This is a genomic window from Halolamina sp. (assembly GCF_036626355.1).
Classification (GTDB): Archaea; Halobacteriota; Halobacteria; order Halobacteriales; family Haloferacaceae; genus Halolamina.
Map to the genome: position 1 here is coordinate 1 of NZ_JAZKRY010000062.1, position 17,327 is coordinate 17,327.

Annotated in this window: 19 protein-coding genes, 1 tRNA gene and 1 pseudogene; 13 read left to right on the forward strand and 8 right to left on the reverse strand. The window is 66.3% G+C overall.

What is annotated here, in order from left to right; translation table 11 throughout:
* The 3 genes from V5A38_RS10455 to V5A38_RS10465 all read left to right on the forward strand — a co-directional run.
* Positions 1–1,228 (forward strand): ABC transporter ATP-binding protein (locus V5A38_RS10455; protein WP_332325706.1); only part of this gene is annotated, 1,228 nt, incomplete at its 5' end.
* A 292-nt stretch (positions 1,229–1,520) separates the two neighbouring features.
* Positions 1,521–2,099, forward strand: coding sequence for a hypothetical protein (locus tag V5A38_RS10460; protein WP_332325707.1), 579 nt, complete (start codon positions 1,521–1,523; stop codon positions 2,097–2,099).
* A gap of 96 nt (positions 2,100–2,195) precedes the next feature.
* Complete coding sequence (locus tag V5A38_RS10465) at positions 2,196–2,972, forward strand: hypothetical protein (protein WP_332325708.1); 777 nt, start codon at positions 2,196–2,198, stop codon at positions 2,970–2,972.
* Positions 2,973–3,253: 281 nt separating this feature from the next.
* Here V5A38_RS10465 and V5A38_RS10470 read toward each other — a convergent pair whose 3' ends face one another.
* The gene (locus V5A38_RS10470; RefSeq protein ID WP_332325709.1) at positions 3,254–4,516 is read right to left on the reverse strand and encodes an MFS transporter; all 1,263 of its coding nucleotides are present in this window, start codon (positions 4,514–4,516) and stop codon (positions 3,254–3,256) included.
* Positions 4,517–4,694: 178 nt separating this feature from the next.
* Positions 4,695–4,768: transfer RNA gene (locus V5A38_RS10475), tRNA-Tyr, on the reverse strand.
* A 192-nt stretch (positions 4,769–4,960) separates the two neighbouring features.
* On the opposite strand from V5A38_RS10475, the gene V5A38_RS10480 reads away from it, so the two are divergent.
* Together V5A38_RS10480 and V5A38_RS10485 are read left to right on the forward strand one after the other, a co-directional pair.
* The gene (locus V5A38_RS10480) at positions 4,961–5,851 is read left to right on the forward strand and encodes a DMT family transporter (protein WP_332325724.1); all 891 of its coding nucleotides are present in this window, start codon (positions 4,961–4,963) and stop codon (positions 5,849–5,851) included.
* Positions 5,844–6,338, forward strand: coding sequence for a carotenoid biosynthesis protein (locus V5A38_RS10485; RefSeq protein ID WP_332325710.1), 495 nt, complete (start codon positions 5,844–5,846; stop codon positions 6,336–6,338). Before V5A38_RS10480 ends, V5A38_RS10485 begins: the two co-directional genes overlap by 8 nt.
* Positions 6,339–6,366: 28 nt before the next feature.
* Here V5A38_RS10485 and V5A38_RS10490 read toward each other — a convergent pair whose 3' ends face one another.
* Positions 6,367–6,855, reverse strand: a complete 489-nt coding sequence (locus V5A38_RS10490; protein ID WP_332325711.1) for an SRPBCC family protein — start codon at positions 6,853–6,855, stop codon at positions 6,367–6,369.
* A 320-nt stretch (positions 6,856–7,175) separates the two neighbouring features.
* The gene (locus V5A38_RS10495; protein ID WP_332325712.1) at positions 7,176–7,460 is read right to left on the reverse strand and encodes a DUF5779 family protein; all 285 of its coding nucleotides are present in this window, start codon (positions 7,458–7,460) and stop codon (positions 7,176–7,178) included.
* Between the two features lie 131 nt (positions 7,461–7,591).
* On the opposite strand from V5A38_RS10495, the gene V5A38_RS10500 reads away from it, so the two are divergent.
* Positions 7,592–7,804, forward strand: a complete 213-nt coding sequence (locus tag V5A38_RS10500) for a hypothetical protein (protein WP_332325713.1) — start codon at positions 7,592–7,594, stop codon at positions 7,802–7,804.
* Between the two features lie 101 nt (positions 7,805–7,905).
* Here V5A38_RS10500 and V5A38_RS10505 read toward each other — a convergent pair whose 3' ends face one another.
* Positions 7,906–8,352, reverse strand: coding sequence for a DUF5799 family protein (locus V5A38_RS10505; protein ID WP_332325714.1), 447 nt, complete (start codon positions 8,350–8,352; stop codon positions 7,906–7,908).
* A gap of 253 nt (positions 8,353–8,605) precedes the next feature.
* Here V5A38_RS10505 and V5A38_RS10510 point away from each other — a divergent pair, with 253 nt between their 5' ends.
* From V5A38_RS10510 to V5A38_RS10525, 4 genes are all read left to right on the forward strand, one after another.
* Complete coding sequence (locus V5A38_RS10510) at positions 8,606–8,776, forward strand: hypothetical protein (RefSeq protein WP_332325715.1); 171 nt, start codon at positions 8,606–8,608, stop codon at positions 8,774–8,776.
* A gap of 143 nt (positions 8,777–8,919) precedes the next feature.
* A complete protein-coding gene (psmB, locus tag V5A38_RS10515; RefSeq protein ID WP_332325716.1) occupies positions 8,920–9,651 on the forward strand; it encodes an archaeal proteasome endopeptidase complex subunit beta in 732 nt (243 codons plus the stop codon).
* A 155-nt stretch (positions 9,652–9,806) separates the two neighbouring features.
* Positions 9,807–11,576, forward strand: coding sequence for an ATP-dependent DNA ligase LigA (gene ligA / locus V5A38_RS10520; protein ID WP_332325717.1), 1,770 nt, complete (start codon positions 9,807–9,809; stop codon positions 11,574–11,576).
* A 95-nt stretch (positions 11,577–11,671) separates the two neighbouring features.
* The gene (locus V5A38_RS10525) at positions 11,672–12,451 is read left to right on the forward strand and encodes an MBL fold metallo-hydrolase (protein ID WP_332325718.1); all 780 of its coding nucleotides are present in this window, start codon (positions 11,672–11,674) and stop codon (positions 12,449–12,451) included.
* Between the two features lie 93 nt (positions 12,452–12,544).
* On the opposite strand, the gene V5A38_RS10530 is transcribed toward V5A38_RS10525, so the two are convergent.
* On the reverse strand, positions 12,545–13,078 hold the full coding sequence (locus V5A38_RS10530) for an Rrf2 family transcriptional regulator (protein WP_332325719.1): 534 nt from the start codon (positions 13,076–13,078) through the stop codon (positions 12,545–12,547).
* A gap of 97 nt (positions 13,079–13,175) precedes the next feature.
* On the opposite strand from V5A38_RS10530, the gene V5A38_RS10535 reads away from it, so the two are divergent.
* Positions 13,176–14,129, forward strand: coding sequence for an NAD-dependent epimerase/dehydratase family protein (locus V5A38_RS10535; RefSeq protein WP_332325720.1), 954 nt, complete (start codon positions 13,176–13,178; stop codon positions 14,127–14,129).
* Positions 14,130–14,180: 51 nt separating this feature from the next.
* Complete coding sequence (locus V5A38_RS10540) at positions 14,181–14,918, forward strand: ribonuclease H-like domain-containing protein (RefSeq protein ID WP_332325721.1); 738 nt, start codon at positions 14,181–14,183, stop codon at positions 14,916–14,918.
* A 427-nt stretch (positions 14,919–15,345) separates the two neighbouring features.
* Here V5A38_RS10540 and V5A38_RS10545 read toward each other — a convergent pair whose 3' ends face one another.
* Positions 15,346–15,543, reverse strand: coding sequence for a DUF5800 family protein (locus V5A38_RS10545; RefSeq protein ID WP_332325722.1), 198 nt, complete (start codon positions 15,541–15,543; stop codon positions 15,346–15,348).
* A gap of 115 nt (positions 15,544–15,658) precedes the next feature.
* On the opposite strand from V5A38_RS10545, the pseudogene V5A38_RS10550 reads away from it, so the two are divergent.
* Positions 15,659–16,492: pseudogene (locus V5A38_RS10550) on the forward strand (acyltransferase); the annotation flags it as partial.
* Positions 16,493–16,571: 79 nt separating this feature from the next.
* On the opposite strand, the gene V5A38_RS10555 reads toward V5A38_RS10550, so the two are convergent.
* On the reverse strand, positions 16,572–17,252 hold the full coding sequence (locus V5A38_RS10555; RefSeq protein ID WP_332325723.1) for a haloacid dehalogenase type II: 681 nt from the start codon (positions 17,250–17,252) through the stop codon (positions 16,572–16,574).
* Positions 17,253–17,327: the final 75 nt, after the last annotated feature.

A 17,327-nucleotide genomic window follows, 5' to 3' on the forward strand; every position in this document is an offset into this window, starting at 1 on the left:
CCTCACGAAACATTTCTCGACGAGTAGCGGCCTGTTCGACGGGATCGAACTGGACCTCGACGGCGGCTTCCCGCTCAAACGCCGGACCGAGAGCGTCCGGGCTGTCGACGACGTCTCCTTCGAGATCGAGCGCGGCGAGACGCTTGGCCTCGTCGGGGAGTCCGGCTGTGGCAAGTCCACCCTGGGACGGACGATCCTCCGGCTACTGAAACCGACCGACGGTGCAATCTACTTCAAGGGCCGGAACATCGCCGATCTCGGCAAAGAGGAACTGCGGCGGACGCGGAAGGACCAGCAGATGATCTTCCAGGATCCCCAGTCCTCGCTGGACCCCCGGATGAAAGTCGGGCCGATCGTCGAGGAGCCGATGCAGGCCCACAACCTCCACGACGAGGAGGGACGGGAGCAGCGGGCCCGGGAACTGCTGGAGGCAGTTGGGCTCGACCCGCAGCACTACAACCGCTACCCCCATCAGTTCTCCGGCGGCCAGCGCCAGCGGATCAACCTCGCCCGCGCGCTCGCAGTCGACCCGGACTTCATCGTCTGTGACGAGCCGACGAGCGCGCTCGACGCCTCGATTCAGGCGCAGGTGCTCAACACGATGCGGGAGCTGCAGGACGAGTTCAACCTGACCTACCTCTTCATCAGTCACGACCTCTCGGTGATCCGGCACATCTCCGACCGCGTCGCGGTGATGTATCTCGGTCACATCGTGGAGATGGCCGAGAAGGAGGAGCTCTTCGAGAACCCCAAACACCCCTACACGCGCTCACTCCTCTCGGCCATCCCGGTTCCTGACCCCGCAATGGCCGGCTCCCGGACCATCCTGCAGGGCGACGTGCCCGACCCGGTCAACCCCCCGTCTGGCTGCCGGTTCCGGACGAGGTGTCCCGACCTCATCGCCCCCGAGGCGTACGACCTCACCGACGACGCCTGGGCGGCAGTACGAGCGTTCATGCGCGCTGTCGAACGCCGGTCGTTCGACCTCGAGCGCCGGACGGCCATCGAGGAGCAGTTCTTCGACGGCGGGAAAATCGGCGGGAACGCGCAAGCCATCGTCGACGACGCCATCGACCACGTGGTCGACGAGGAGTGGGAGACCGCCGCGGATCTCCTCACCGACTCGTTCGCCGCGCAGAGCATCTGTGCGACGGACCGCCCGGCCTACGAACTCGAATCAGCCACCGGTGGGACCCGTTTCGCCGCCTGTCACCTCCACCGGGAGTAGTTCGCCAACCTCCGGTGTGCTGGAAGGGCCGGCAGTTTGCCGTAAGCGCGCGACTGAGGCTCAAGTTGCCGCGCCCAATCGATTCCCGTTCGGTCGAATTACACGGAGTGAAACCGGGATACGGAGAGGCAATGTGTGCTATCGAGGCGACGATAGCCTGTTGGGTTCCGCCAGCGCTTCGGCTCTGTGTCCACCGCTCCTGGGCCTCCCTGAACGCCCATGTCGCGCGGGAGGTCACGGAGCGTTCCCGACCCTGCCTGGCCTATTAGTTGGCGCCGGAAGTGGGGCCAGTATGGACACCACGGAGGAAAACTCGCCCACCCCCGTCGACTCACAGCCGGACATCGACGACGTGTTCGAAGAGCTCGAACAGCTCGCGGAGCTGGTCGACTCACCCGACGAGCAGGAGCAGGTCATCAACGCGATGCGGACGCTCCAGCGCTCCCGGTCCAGTCGCCTCGTCGGCCGACTCCGGGATACGTTCGACAGTCGCGACGTTGGCGAGGCGACCGTCGGGAGCTTCATCTTCGGTATCCCGATGGTCGTCGAGGGCGGGACACTGGAGGTCGGCGAGTATCTCGGCACCCGACCGCTCCTGCTGCTGCTCACCATGGCGTTCGGGGGGACGCTCGTCTACGGCATCCTGCACGCCGCTGCGTTCGACCAGATCGAGGAGGACGAACTGTTCGGATTGGTTTCCATCCGCCTGCTGACAATCCCGCTGCTCGCGACCGTGATGGGGTTCGGCCTGATGACGATCTGGGGCCGAGCCGAATGGTCGACGCCGATGGTCGCCATCGGCCAGTGTCTGTTCACCTCCATCGTCATGGCCGTCGGCGCCTCGCTCGGCGACGTGCTTCCCGGGACCTGAGTTGGGAGAACGTGGCTGAGGGAACACCGAGCAAGCCAATCGAAAACGACTCGGCGGACCGGGAGCGTTTAGGCGCCGGCCACCGGCGACGGGCACATGGACGACGAGCGACAGGCCACGTTCGGAACCGACGGCACCCTGGAGACAGACCGACCCCCCGAGGCGACCGGCGAAGACGACTTCGGCGAGGAGAAGGACCCGGACGAGACCGACGGCGGCTTCAGCCGATACGTCGTCTCCAGCCTGCTCCAGAAGGCGGTGCGTCGCTCCGACGAGGGGGTCGCGGCCTGGGCGGCGTGGGAGCTCGCCCGCTCCGGGTTCGGGTGGAACCTCTGGGAGCGGCTGACCCTCTACGTCGTCGAGGACCTCCGCGCCGGGCAGGACGTCACGATGCAGGTGGCGCGCTACGAGGAACTTGCGACCGAGCGGTGGGACGCCGAGGAGTGGCGCGGGCGTATCTGCGCGATCCACGCCGCGCTGGCGTGTGCTCGCGCGACGTCCTCGCGCGAAGCATCCAACGCCGACGAGTACTTCGGCGCCGTCGCGGACCACCGGGCCGAGGCCCGCGAGCGCGGGGAGGAACCGAGCTACGACTTCCCCGTCGGCGATCTGGAACCCGAGGGGCGCTTCGACGCCGCCTTCGACGGGCACACCGGCGAGGGGTCGCGACGCGGTCGCGGGACGGAGTTCTTCAAAACCCGCGGCGCACGCGTCGGGCCCGAGGGCGAGGGCGACCTCAGCGCCCGCTGGCAGCGACTCGCGATGGAACTGTCGGACGTGGCGTTCGACGAGGAGGATGTGGAGCACGCGGTGCGACCGACGGACGAGGAGAATCCGTGGCTGGAACCAGGTAAAGAGGGAGAAGAACAGTAGTCACGAGAGCGCAGCCGGGCCGTGCTCGACGGACCGTCGTGATTGTCGGTCCAGTCAGTCCTCGAGGGACGTCTCGTTCGAGCGCTCGAGTCCACCGAATTCCTCAGAGTTCAGGATACGACGCACCTCGTCGTCGAGACGAGTTCGAAGGTGGTCCACCACCCCCGAAGTTCGTCTGACAGCTGTTGCTGCTCCCGTTCTGCGTCTCGGAGCGCGTCGAGTGCGTCCACCTCCACGAGATCTGGCTCCAGCACCGGGAATGAGGACACCGTTCCGGCGAGTCATTCGTCACCGACGACCGGCCCCAATCCCGAGAGCGAGGCGTCCTGGTAGCTCTCGGTGAGTCCCCACCAGACCAGCACTGCGGCCGCCGCGGCGACGACGGCGGCGCCGGCGAAGGCGAGTTCGTAGGAGAAGACCGTCGCCGCCGAGCCGACGACCACCGGCCCGAGCATCCCACCGACCCCCTTCGCGGTCGAGCGCAGGCCCATGAGTTCAGACTCCCGGTCGACCGGGGAGACGTCACCGATGAAGGCGACGGTGCCGGCGACCATCGCAGAGAAGGTCAACCCTTTCACGAGCATCCCGGTCCCGGCGAGCAGTTGGCCGACGAGGTCCGAGGCAGGGACCGTCGCGGCCGCGATGAGCACCGCAGCGGCGACGTGGCCGGCGACGCCGCCGACGACCAGGGGTTTCCGACCGGCGGCGTCGGCGACCCGGCCGAAGACGTACATCGCCCCCACTTCGATAACGGGCGAGATTGAGAGAAGCACCCCCATCGCGAACTCCGTCGCGCCGACCTCGGCGATGAGGTAGATGGGGAGCAGGCTGGCGAGGCCGAGCCAGCTGAGGTTCCGCAACGCCAGTGCGACGTAGAGCCACTGGAGACCGTTGGTCGTCAGGTGCGCGCGCTCGTCGACCGCGGGCAACAGCCGCGAGCGCACGTCGGCCATCAGCCCGGAGCGCGTCGGCGGCTCCTCGGGGTCCGGCGTCGGGTCGTCGATGAACAGCGCGGCGAGCATCGCGACGAAACTGACCCCGGCGACGACGAGGTAGACCGACTGCGCGGCGAGCAGGCCCAGCAGCACGCCACCGAAGAATCGGGCGCCGGTGAACCCCGCCGAGCGAGCGCTGTTGAAGGAGCCGATGGACCGCCCCCGATCTGACTCGCCACCGCGCGCGGAGACGATGGTGAGCGCGACGGGGAGGAAGCCAGCGGCGAAGACGGCGTAGAGCGCCCGGAGTGCAATCTGGGCCCAGACGCTCTCGACGACCGCAAGCGGGAGTGCCGCGACCGTCGCCAGTCCCGCGGAGGCGACGAGCACCGCACGACGCCGGCCGGTCAGGTCGGCGACAGCGCCCCAGACCGGGGCGAAGAAGACGAGCCCGAAGAAGTAGGCCGTCGATACCATGCCGACCGCGAACGGGGAGGCCTCGCGCCCGACGTAGACGGCCATCACCGTCCCCATGAGGATGGCCGTGCCGATGTGGGCGGCACCAGCGACGCCGGTCACTGCCTGCTGTGTTCTGGTCGTCGGAGCCACAGGGTCGGGAATCCGTCGTCAGTGGTGGTAAAACGTCGGGTGGAGGAGAACAGGGCCGGGTGTTCGCCGGGGGCTCCAGAGTCAACACCAGTGATCGTCCCTCATGGGGTAGAGAGGCAGGCTAGCCTCCGCGAGATTGAACGCCGGAAGACAGTCGCTCACGGGTGTTGAACTTCAGTCCGCCCTCCCCGATTTGAACGGGGGGCAAGCCGATCTACAGTCGGCTGCTCTACCAGTCTGAGCTAAGGGCGGGCATCTGTGTGTAGATGCTGGTTCGGACTTAAGGGTTGTCTCTTGGAGCTGCCACGCGGCGACGCCCTCCGGCGACCAGGGGCGTCACCGACCCCCAAACCTCCGAACCGTCGATCGCCCGAAACCGGTAAGCCACCGGCGGGTGGAGTGGCTCGCGTGTCACTGTCCGCCGTCGAGCAACGGGTCCCACCGATGGCCGCGCTGGCCGTCGCCGTCATCGCCGTCAGTACGAGCGCCATCCTGGTCCGCTGGTCGACCGCGCCGAGCGTCGTGAAGGCGTTCTACCGGGTGCTGTTCACCACCGCACTGCTGCTGCCGTGGGCGCTGACCCGCTACCGCAGCGAGTTCCGAACAATCCGAGGCCGGGACCTGTTCGTCGCCGGCCTCACCGGTGTCGCGCTCGCGCTGCACTTCGTCTCCTGGTTCGAGAGCCTGCGTCACACTTCCGTCGCCGCCAGCGTGACGCTGGTGCAGTCCCAGCCGCTGTTCGTCGCCATCGGCGCCTGGGCACTGCTCGACGAGCGGCTCACTCGCCAGATGGTCGTCGGTATTCTCGTCGCGCTCGCGGGCGCGGCCGCGATGTCGCTTGGCGATCCGGTGCTCGGGGCGCTGGGCCTCGTCGACGCCGAGGCGGGCCTCCAGGGAACGAGCAGTTACGGAAACCTGCTCGCGCTCGGCGGTGCCGTGATGTACGCAGCCTACGTCCTTGCCGGCCGGTCGCTCCGCCAGCGCGTCTCGCTCGTCCCCTACGTCGTCGTGGTGTACGTCGCCTGCACGGCTGTCCTCCTCGTCATCGCCGTTGGCCAGGGGGCCCCGCTGGTGGACTACCGCCGCCGGGAGTGGCTGCTCTTTCTGGGGATGGCTGTCGGCCCGGGCATCTTCGGCCACACGGTCATCAACTGGGCGCTGGCGCACGTCGAGTCCGGGGTGGTCTCCGTGAGTCTCCTGGGTGAACCCGTCGGCAGCACGCTGCTCGCGATGCTCTTGCTTCCCGGCGAAATCCCGACGCCGACAACAGTGGTCGGTGGCGCAGTGGTCCTGTTCGGCATCTACCTGACCGCGGCTGCGAGAGGCCATGCCTGACCGACCGATCGCCGACCGAGCGGCGATGCGCTACGCCATCAGCCAGGCAGTCCTGTTCGTGTTGACGGTCGCCCACGCGCTGCTGACGTGGCCCGTCGCCGACGCGGTGACGCTGTTCGTCGGCGGCGCCGCAGTCGCGTTCGCCGCCGAGGCGGTGGCCATCCGCGCAGGGCTGTTCACGCACTATCTGCGCCCCAGACTGGCTGGCGTCCCGCTCACCATCCTGCTCGCGTGGCCGGCCGTCGTCTACGTCTCAGTCCGGCTTGCGTCCCTCCTCGTCGACGGCGCCGTCGCGATAGCAGCGACAGCTGCGGTCATCGGGACACTCGCTGACCTGGTCGCCGACCCGCCGGCCGTCGCAGATGGCGCGTGGGAGTTCCACCGCGCCGACATCCCGGGACCGTGGGTCCGCGGCGTCCCGTGGTGGAACTTCGCCGGCTGGCTGCTGGTCGTGTTCGTGACGGCGATGCTCCCGCACTGGCTCTGAGGCCGGACGTGAACTGCCTGCTACGGGGTTACTGCCCGCTTTCCAACGCTTCGTGCGTGCGCTTGTGCCGGTCACGGAACATCGGCTCGAATCCGACGACCCCGAGCGGCCCGAGGACGTCCTTCAGCGGGCCGAGCGGGAGTTCGTACTCGACGCGGTCCTCGATGACCGTCTCCTCGCCGTCCGCGAAGAACGTGTGGGTGTGTTTCCAGGTGGGAAACGGCCCGTCGAGCATCTCGTCAGTGAACCAGGCTCTCGCTTCCCGCTCCTCGCGCTCGGTGATGCGGGAGACCCAGCGCTGACGCGGGGCGATGCCGAACGGGCGGAGCGACATCTCGATTTCGCTCCCCTCGACCAGCAGGTCCGGCTCTGACTCCCCATCAGGTCCCCGTACCTCGTCGATCTCGAGAGACATGAAATCAGGGGTGAGCGCCTCGAGTCCCTCGATTCGGGAATGGAACGCCCAGACCTCCTCGAGCGGCGCGGCGATCCGAGTCCGGCGAGAATACGTCTCCATGCGACTGCGTACGTGCGCGTAGTGGTTAACGGGTTCGACAACTGAGTGGAGGGATGGTGCAAGGACAACGAGGCGGGCAGACGCCCGTGGTAGCGACACCGCTCGGAGCGAAACCCGCTGGGGAAGCTGAGCTGCATCAGGACACGACGGTACCGGCGCCACGGGGCGAAACGCCCGAAGCGGCTGGGGCGCAAACTCGACGCTGAGCGTGGCGAAAGCCAGTCCGAACACGAGAACGGACGTCGCCAGCGCTGCCCGTCGGCGGTCCGGAACGGGCCGGTCGGTGCCGGCGTGGCCATCGGCAGGTTCCACCTCGCCGGTTACAGGCGGTCGCTATCGATTTCGATGCCCTCGGGCGTGACGACGAGGAAGCCGCGGAAATGCATCAGCGAGCCACCTTCGCCCCGGACCTCACGGGCGAACCCGGCTGCCAGCCTGTTCAGGTCCCCTTCGACAGCCAGCAGGAGCACGTTTCCACGGTCGACAGCGTCGATCCACTCCTCGGGACCCGTCGAGCCGTCGAGTACGCCCAGTATCACGTCGCCTTCTGCTTCATCCTCGAGTTCCTCTTCGGCTCGTTCGAGGTCGAGGCCGAACTCTGTCATGACTGACGTTCCGCGCCCGGGGGTAAAAAACTGGTCGGGCGGTCCCCGCCAGCGCTGCTGGCAGGTGGGGACCTGATACTGCCCCGGTGAAGAGCCGATGTACTAAAACAGGAGGGCGTCTAAGCGAACGCATGGCCTGTGACCATGAGCTCGATAGCGAGTATCTTACGACGACCGATAGCGCCGTAATCGATATCCGCGGCGCGGGTGAGGACCTTCGGTTCGACGTCGTCGTTCCCTGCCCGAACTGTGGGCAGACCCTGGAGCTGACGCTCTCGGAGGAGTCACGTCGAGAGTCAGATATCGACTTCCCGCTCGACGACGCAGAGGCGGCCGGCAGCTAACTGCTAAAACAGCCGGTTCGGGGTCCCGATTGACCCTGAACACACGGCGTGGTTCGGTGGCCACAGCCCTGAGTCCGGGACAACTACGTACCGAGCGTTCCTTACTCCTGGTAGGCGACCCGGACCTGCTCCCAGCGACCTTTCTCCTCCAGATGCGTCTGGAGCGCTTCAGCGTACCGTTCGAGCAGTTCCTCGGCGGCCGCCACGCGCTTGGAGTCGGTCCCGTTTCCGCCGCCGCCGACGCCGAGTGCCTTCTTCACTGAGGAGACGATGCCGTCGCCGCTGTCACCGCCGGCGGAGCCGCCGGGACCCCCCATCCGCTGGTCCATCTTCTCCACCTCGGGCATGATACCCTCCACTTTCGACGTGTCGGGAACGATTCTCGCTTCCTCGGGGTCGGCGGCGTTCTCGATCTCGAACTCGGCGGCGGTCATGATGAGCCCCCACTCCTGGTTCGAGAACGACGACTCCCGCACTTCGCCCGAGAACTCTTGGTCGACGGCCATCCGTTCGCCGACGATGGCGTCGGTCCAATCGGAGCCACTCATATCACACGCTATGCCGAGGGTGCGTATCAGGGTTTCCCACGCGGCGGGTCGGCGCGCACCTGTTCAGGAGGTTTCCCGTAAGTTACGAGGATACCCTCTGTCAGCCCCAGGAGTGATTGCCCGTATTTATCTGCAACACCACTCCAGTTGCGTCGAACGCAAGTAGACCAGAATCGCCCGATAGCGTCGCCTTCTCTCCGAGACGTGCGTCGTCAAGCATATATACCCGGAGCGGCGCCTGTCAGCCACGGTGATGAGCCGAATCCTACGTCGAGGCACGCTGTTTGCCCTCTACCAGCTGACACTGTTCGCCGGAATCGCGCTGCTGCCCGTCGCGCTCATGGCGCGTCGCATCGGCATCCCGTTCCCCATCGGCCGAGCCGTCAAGGGAACCAAAGCCGCCTACGAATCAAGCTCGGAGTAATCACGCCACTCGTTTTCGGGTGTTGAAAGCCAGGCCCAGCGACAGCGCCAGCAGCCCCCTGCATCGTCGGCGCCATGCCCGCCTGAAGCCAGGAGATGCCTGAAGGAATGGCTTTATCAGCGTTCCCCGACTACCAATCGCTAATGCGTACACCTGCGGACCCATCCGGAGATCGTGACCCGTTGAGCGGTAGCCAGTCCAACGTCTTCGGCCCCGAACTCGGCGAGTTCCCCCACGCGGAGGAGCGACGCGCGGAGGCCGAGCAGGAGAAAGGAATGAAGACGGGGACGACCACGGTCGGCATCGACGCCGACGGCGCGGTCGTGCTCGCGACGGACATGCGGGCCAGCATGGGCAACATGGTTTCGAGCAAAGACGTCCAGAAGGTGGAGCAGGTCCACCCCAACGCCGCGCTGACCATCGCCGGCTCCGTCTCCGCCGCCCAGTCACTCATCGAGACGCTCCGCGTCGAGTCGAATCTCTTCGAGGTTCGCCGGAACAAGGATATGTCGATGCAGGCGCTCTCCACGCTAACGGGGAACCTGCTGCGCTCGGGCGCGTTCTTCATCGTCTCGCCAATCCTCGGTGGCGTCGACGACGAGGGCAGCCACGTCTACTCCATCGACGCACTCGGCGGGACCACCGAAGAGGACTACGCGGTCTCCGGCTCCGGCTCCCAGTACGCCCTCGGTGTGCTCGAGCAGGAGTACGACGAGGAGGAGATCAACGTCGAGGAGGCGAAGACGATCGTCACGAAGGCCATCAAGAGCGCGATGGAGCGCGACACCGCCTCCGGCAACGGAATCAATATCGCCGTGGTCGACGAGGACGGCGTCGAGGTCACGAAGGAGAAGGACATCGACTCGCTTCTGTAACGGTCGAGTTCCCTCTGAGATCCGGTTTTTTCGAGTGCTACTTCGGGAGGAGCACCCCTGCTCGTTCTCGTCCATTTTCTGACGCTGCCAGCTGTGTTGAACAGCCGACAGCTGAGTCGCGGGGCTTTTGCCAGGGTTCCACCTACCTCGAGCTGATGCAGTTCGCAGCCTTCGCCGACCGTGCCGCCGCGCTGGAGGCCGAGCCCGCCGACCTCGAGACCGTCTCGCTGGTCGCCGACCTGCTCGCCGATTCCGGGGGCGACCTCGCCGTAGTCTCCCGATTCCTCCAGGGCCGTGTGTTTCCGGGCTGGGACGGCCGCACCATCGATATCGGCCCCTCGCTCTGCTACGAGGCGCTGGCGAGAGCGGCCGGCACCAACACCACCGCTGCCGACATCGAGGAGCGGTTGGCCGAGGAGGGCGAAATCGGTGCCGTCGCCGCCGGACTCGACCTCGGCGGCCAGATGGGGCTCGGCGCGTTCACCAGCGGCAGTGACGGCGGCAGTGCGGAGGACGGTCCGACCGTCGCCCACGTTGACGAGGCGCTCCGGGAGGTGGCCGCTGCCGAGGGCGCAGGCAGCGAGGACGCGAAACTCGCCTCGCTGTTCGGCCTCTTCTCCCGTGTCAGCCGTGAGGAGGCGCGCTTTCTCGCCCGCCTCGTGCTCGGGGAGATGCGTATCGGCGTCGGCGAGGGGACAGTGCGGGATGCGATTGCGGAAGCGTTCGACGTCGACTCGGCGGTCGTCGTCGACGCACTCCAGGTGAGCAACGATTACGGCCGGGTCGCTGTCCTGGCCCGTGAGGAGGGAGAAGAGGGCCTTCGCCGGGTGGGACTGGAGACAGGTCGCCCCGTTCAGGCGATGCTCGCCCAGGCCGGTACCGTCGCCGGGGCACTGGAGGAGTGGGAGGCAGTCGCGGCCGAACCCAAGTTCGACGGCGCGCGTGTACAGGTCCATCACCACCCAGAGGGTATCGCGCCGCCCGACGCGGGCCGCGAGGCGACGGCCGAGGATCCGGCGGTGCGGCTCTACTCCCGCAACACCTCGGAGGTGACCGACGCGCTCCCCGAGATCCGGGAGTACGCGGAGGAACGGCTCGACGCGCCGGCAATCCTCGACGGCGAGGTCATCGCAGTCGGGGACGACGGCGAGCCGCTCCCGTTCCAGGAGGTGCTCCGGCGGTTCCGCCGGAAACACGAGGTCGACCGGATGCGCGAGGAGGTAGCGCTCGACCTCCACGCGTTCGACTGCCTGCTCGACGGGCGAGAGCCTGGGGCAGTCGGACAGACCGAAAACGCCGGCCCGGAACTCCTCGACGTTCCCTTCCGCGAGCGCCACGCTCGGCTGACGGAGCTTCTCCCCGACGCCGCAAGCGAGGTGCTCTACAGCGCCGACGTCGAGGAAATCGAGGCGTTCGAGGTCGACGCGCTCGCAGCGGGTCACGAGGGCATCATGCTCAAACGCCCGGCGTCGGCGTACACCCCCGGTGACCGCGGGAAGGACTGGCTGAAACGTAAGCCCGACGTAGAGACGCTGGACTGTGTCGTCACCGGCGCCGAGTGGGGCGAGGGGCGCCGAGCCAACGAGTTCGGGACGTTCTTGCTCTCGGTCCGGGCCGACGACGGCTACGAGACGGTCGGGAAAGTCGCGACGGGGATCACCGACGAGCGTCTCACCGAACTGACCGAGCTACTCGAACCTCACGTTATCAGCGAGCGCGGCCAGACTGTCGAGTTCCGCCCCGAGGTCGTGTTCGAGGTCGGTTACGAGGAGATCCAGGCGTCGCCGACGTACGGCTCGGGCTCCGCGCTGCGGTTCCCCCGCTTCGTTGGTGTCAGGGAGGACAAATCGCCGGCCGACGCGGATACTGTCGAGCGCGTCGATCGGCTCGCGAACGGGGACGCCGAGGACGGAGCCGAGTCGTAGTTCGTTCGAAAAGCATCCGCAGTGGAAGCAGCCGTTGACTCGGGACGTCCGCCGCAAGGAGTACGTCTAAGGTCGCCCGCCCCCCAGTCCCGGCTATGACCGTCCGACACGACGGACTCTCCGTGACGTGGTTCGGCTACGCAACCACCCGTATCGAAACCGAGGGGGGGTTCGTCGCCTATCTCGACCCCGGCCGCTACGGCGTGCTGACTGGCGACTGGACGCCAATCGGCGGCGGCAACCCGAAGGAGGCGGCGCATCCGCGCGCGACGAACCACCGACCGCAGGACGCAGACCTCGTCTGTGTCACCCACGACCACCACTACGACTCGGACGGCATCCGCCGGGTCGCCGGCGAAGATGCCACCATCGTCGTCTACGACACCGTCGACCCGGCGAGCATCGACCGCGACGTCGACCCGGTGGAAGAGCTGCCAGGTGAGGTCGTCCGCATCGGAGAGGAGGAGCACCTCGCCGTCGACGGCCCGGACGGTGGCGCGGACGTGTGGTCCGTTCCGGCGTACAACGACCCGGAGGGGCCGCGGGCCGACGGACAAGGGAACGTCAGCCACCCGCCAGGGTTCGGCGTCGGCTATCGGCTCGCAGTCGGGGGCACCTCCGTGTTCTGGCCCGGCGACAGCGACGCGCTGGACGCGTTCGCCGAACTGGACGTGTCGCTGTTCCTCGCGAATATCGCCGGCACCGTCGTCAGCACCGCCGCGGAGTCGGCCGAACTCGCCGAGCGGATGGATCCGGACCTGGTGCTTCCGGTTCATTACAACACGATCGAGATTCTACAGGCGGATTCCGGCGCGTTCGCCAAAGACGTTGCCAAACGCGGTGTCCCGGTCGTGCTCGACGAACGGGAGGAGTAGAACGAGCTCGAGTGAAATCGTGGGTCTCGGAGCGCTGGAGTCAGTTCGCCTGGTTCAGCGCGCGGTGGTAGTTCGCGGAACTCGGCGCGCGGTTCAGTGTTTGGGTGTCTCGGCGGGCGCCTCCATCCCCTCGATTTTGAGCACGAGCACGTTGGTGGTCGTGTCTTTGCCGTCGACGGTGCCGTCGACGACGAGTTTCGAGAGCGGCGTCGGGCCGGCACTGATTCGGTCGCCCTCGTGGAACCGTTTGACCGACCCGCGGAGTTGGAGCTCCGCCCGGCAGAGGTCGGGGTGGTGGACGCTGCTGAGTCGGATCTCTTCGACGTTGACCCCCTCGACGCGCTCGCCCTCGTGAGTCAGCGGTACCGAGGCCGGCTCGTCCATCTGCTGGATGTCGAGCGTGTCGAACGCGGCCGCCGTGGGTTTGTAGCCGCCTTTCGGCCCTGGCACACCCTCAACCAGCTTCAGCGCCTTCAGACTCTGCATCTGGTTACGGATGGTTCCGGGGTTGCGCCCCACTTCCTCGGCGATGGCCTCGCCTTTCACTGCGGACTCGGTCTCTCCGTGGAGATTGACGAGCGCTCGGAGGATCTTGCGCTGGCTGGTGGTGAGCTCGATAGACGACATTAAGCGGAGTAACACATCGACAACCGATAAAGCCCCGGAATACGGCAGCAACGGCGCGAACGATAGGCATATGTCCGACCCGGCGACAGTGTCGGGCATGAACGGCAAGCGGATACTCGTCACCGGCGGCGCCGGGTTCATCGGCTCGAACCTCTCGAACGGTCTCGCTGCCGAGAACGAGGTTATCGCGCTGGACAACTGCTATCTCGGGACGCCGGAGAACCTCGACGACGACGTCATCTTCGCGGAGGCGGACGTGCTCGACGAGGGGCTCCCCACCGACGTGGACGCGGTGTTCCACCTCGCGGCGCTCTCCTCCCGGGAGATGCTGGAGGAGAACCCACGGGAGGGGGCCCGCGTCAACATCGAGGGGTTCGTCAACGTCGTCGAGCAGGCGATGGCGGACGGCTGCGAGACGTTCGTCTACGCGACGACGTCATCCATCTACGGGAGCCAGACCGACCCCTGTACCGAGAAGATGCCAGTCGAGGCGTCGACGGGCTACGACGCCTCGATGATGGCCCGCGAGCGCTATGCGGAGTACTACTCGGATTTCCACGACCTCTCGCTGGCCGGAATGCGCTTTTTTTCGGTCTATCAGGGCTACGGGGGCAACGAGGCACACAAAGGCGAGTACGCCAACACCGTCTCACAGTTCGCGGATCAGATCGCGAACGGCGAGTCGCCGGTGCTCTGGGGCGACGGCAGCCAGACCCGGGATTTCACCCACGTCTCCGATATCGTCCGTGGGCTGGAGCTGGCCGCCGAGAAGCAGCTCGACGGCATCTACAACCTGGGTGTCGGCAACCCCTACACGTTCAACGAGATGGTCGAGATGATCAACGACGAACTCGGCGCCGACGTGGAGCCGGTGTACGAGCCAGTCCCCCTGGAGAACTACGTCTACCACACTCACGCCGACCCCTCGAAGTTCAAAGCGGCGACGGGGTGGGAGCCCGAAATCAGCTTCGAGGAGGGTATGAGCATGGTGTGTGAACCGTACAAGGAACAGGAGAAGAGCGAGGAGGAGAAGGAGCGGCTGACGGAGTAACGACCCACCGAAGCGCCGAGTTTATAGCCACGAATCGCTCGGTACAGAGTAATGCGCGTCGAGAACTCCTTCATCCCCGTCCGCGGCGTCGGCGAGGCCACCGAACGCCGGCTCTGGAGGGAGGACATCACCCACTGGGACGATTTCCACCCCGCCGTCGTCGGCGACAAAACCGGCCGGCGAATCGAGACGTTCATCGACGAGGCCAAACCCCGCCTCGACGCCCGGGACGCCGGGTTCTTCGACGCGGCGTTCCCCTCCGGAGAGCGCTGGCGGCTCTACGAGAACTTCCGGGAAGACGCCTGCTTCTTCGACATCGAGACGACCGGCCTGGACCACGACCGGAACGTCGTCACCACCGTCTCTTTCCACCGCGACGACGAAACGACGACGCTGGTTCGCGGCGACGACCTCACCGCCGAGAACGTCAGCGCACAGTTCGAGCCCGCTGACCTGCTGGTGACGTTCAACGGGAAGCGCTTCGACGTGCCGTTTCTCGAGACCGCCTTCGGCCTCGACGTGGACACCCCCCATCTCGACCTGCTGTACACCTGTCGCAAGCTCGGGCTTTCGGGTGGGCTCAAGCCAATCGAGAAGGAGATCGGTATCGAGCGCGACCGGCCCGACATCTCCGGCCGGGACGCGGTCCGACTCTGGCGCGAGCACGAAACCGGTACGGACGGCTCGCTCGAGACCCTCATCTCCTACAATCGCGAGGACGCGGTGAATCTCCGCACGCTGGCCGACGAGGCGACCGGCCAGCTCGATGCCGAGCTGTTCGACATCTGAGCGCCGGCGCTGCAGGACACCGGATTTAGGAGGTCTCGGTGACAGAACAGTGGGAGGACGGCCTGGAATCAGTCGAGCAGTCAGCAATAGCGCTGGTGAACTATACTGCCGGACAGAACGATACAACCATCGCTCGCCGTGAATCGGCCGTCAGCTCGTGTGAGAGCCAGAGACTGGTGAGCAACTCTGTATTGACTTCTGTCCGGCAGTAGATCTCGTCGAGGAGGCGGAAGCGCTCGAAGAGCACCACGACGAGTACGGACTCGGCTGAGTCCGCGAGGTACAACGTTCTCCCGACCCGCTCACCTCGAACCCCTCATAGTGATTACTGCGAGTCTGTCCCGCCGTGACCATCCGTATCGGTGAGGGGAGCCCCTGAACCGGCGGCGTTCGGCACCGTCGATGACACCATTCGCAGTAATCACTATCAGGTGACGATATCGCCGATGCGCCGCGGCTCGCCAGAGAGCGAGGGGTCCTCTTCGATGATCTGTAACACTTCGTGATCGGTCACGTCCGGGAACGATTTCTCGGTCGCCTCCTCGACCAGCTCCTTCTCCAGGCGGAACTCGGTTCCCTGATAGACGACGTCGACGCCTTCCTCGTCGAACGAAAGCACGGTCATGCTGGAGATAGATGGTGAGCGTAGTTAACGCCACGGCCTTCGCCGCCAAACATATCTGTTTCTCGATATATGTCTGACGGGGAGTTTTAGGGAGTGAGACCCGATGTGGGTGTATATGTCGCTCCGTGAGGACCCGCTCGACGAGCTGTCCATCCCCAGCGGCACCGTCGTGGAGGAACACGACCTGGTGACCGACGGCGACGTGTTGGTCGGTGGCCAGTCGACCGTCGAGTTCGGCGTTCGCGGCCGCTCGGTGGCGGCGGGCGAACGGAGCTCCTTCGGCGGCCACATCGAAGCCGAGAACGACTGCCGGCTGGACATGTGGACCGATATCGACGGTGACGTGCTGGTGGGCGAGAACGCCTATCTGGGCGAGCGAACCCAGATCGGCGGCCGATTGATGGTTTCGGGCGACCTCGACATCGGCGACGACGTCGAGATCGCGGAGGGGTTCGAGGCCAACGGCTGGATCACCATCCGGAACCCGATGCCGACGCTGGTGTTCTACTTCATCGTGCTCTCCCAGCTCCTGCAGTTGGGCGAAGAGGAGGCCGCCGACGACCTCGCGTACGCGCTCGCGGACGGCGGCGAGGTCGAACAGGAGCCGCTGGTCATCCCCCGCGGCGCCTCCGTCTCGGACGACGCGTGGCGGGTGTCCACCCCCGCGACCGTCGGCTCGGACTGCCGGCTCCACGGGAACATCCGCGCGACGGAGGTCTCCATCGACGAGCGGACCGAACTGTTCGGTAGCATCCGCGCCCGCGGCGACGTGCATCTGGCTCCCGGCAGCGTCATCCACGGCGACGTGACCACCCGTGACGGCGAGGTCGTCGTCGATGGTGGCGCGAACGTGCTCGGAGATATCTCCTCGGTCGACCTACAGGTCCACGAGCACGCGAACGTCGAGGGGACGATGCGCGCGGACGGCGAAATCCGGCTGGTGCAGGAGAACACGGACGGGGGTTCCGTCGGCGCTGCCGACCGCCGCCACGCACAGCAGCACACACCCGACTACTGAGCTCCGGGAGTCAGTCCAGTGTTTCCACGAGGTCGAAGAAATCGGTGACCATCAGGTCCGGGTCGGCCCCGAACCGCTCAGATGGCCTGTCACCACGGTTGACCCAGACTCCCTGCATGCCGGCGTGTTTTGCGCCCTGTACGTCGAACAAGCCGGCGGTAGCGTGGGCGATGCTGTCGATCGGCGTCCCAGTGCGTGCGGCAGCGTGACGGTAGAGTTCGGCGGCGGGTTTGAACGTCTCAACTTCGTCGGCGCTCACGGTGTCCTCGATGAGGTCGCCGATGTCGGCGTGTTCGACCATCGAGTCGAGCATCTCGGGGTTGCCGTTCGAGACGACGTAGAGTGGATAGCCCGTATCGCGAAGCCGTTCCATCCCCTCGCGTACGTCGGCGAACACGTCGAGTTCGTGGTAGACCGCGAGAATCTCGTCGCGCTCCGCTGTCGTCACGTCGGCGCCGTGGACGTCCAGCGCGTACTGGAGCGCGTCGCGGTTCATCTCGTAGAACGGCTGGTAGGCGTCGGTCTGGTTGGCGATGAACGTGTAGGCGAGCGAGCGCGAGCGCCAGAGCTGAGACACCGGGCGCGGGTCGTCGACGCGGTCGGCGAGGGCGTTTTCGGCGGCCTCGACGTCGACGATGGTGCTGTAGGAGTCGAACGTGACTGTTTCGACGTGCGCGGGTTCGAAGCTCATTGTCTGTTTGTTGGGTTGTGGTGGTGGAAACGTTTCGGGGACCTGTGTTCGTGGCGCACGACTGTTTCGCGGATG